The 395-nt window shown below is 34.2% G+C and carries 1 protein-coding gene; it reads right to left on the bottom strand.

Annotated elements, in window-relative coordinates; all coding sequences use genetic code 11:
• Positions 1-395: CocE/NonD family hydrolase C-terminal non-catalytic domain-containing protein (locus IDG60_RS02855; RefSeq protein ID WP_274611432.1), on the bottom strand; the 395-nt coding region annotated here is incomplete at both ends.

The raw sequence follows: 395 nt of genomic DNA, 5'->3' as shown, positions 1-395 counted from the left end.
TAGTGCTTACCCATAGTTTTAAGTTCATGTTTCCAACTAACTCAGTATCTTTGTCAAACGTATATTTAAAACTTACATCTTGTCGTTTATCTTCAGAGTCATATTGTGCGACATACGCGCTACTAATCTTTGCATGATTCAATGTGTGATTTTCAGCATTTAAATACAATGGTGTATATTCTGTGTTAGGTAAAGGGAACGCTGACGCTGATTTGAATTCGCCTTTATAAAATTGATCTCTAACTTCATATATGACATGAGGCGTATCTTTCCAATCGTTATTTTCTTCTTTAAGGTAAAAATCAAAGAATGATTTTTGGCGTTCGAGATTTTCTCTAGCGTAGTAACTTTCCCACTCTTTACGTCCATGCACATATAGCCATTTTTCTTCTGAT

The sequence above is a fragment of the Staphylococcus sp. EG-SA-2 genome, from assembly GCF_017152085.1.
This window is presented reverse-complemented; position numbering and strand designations above follow the sequence as displayed.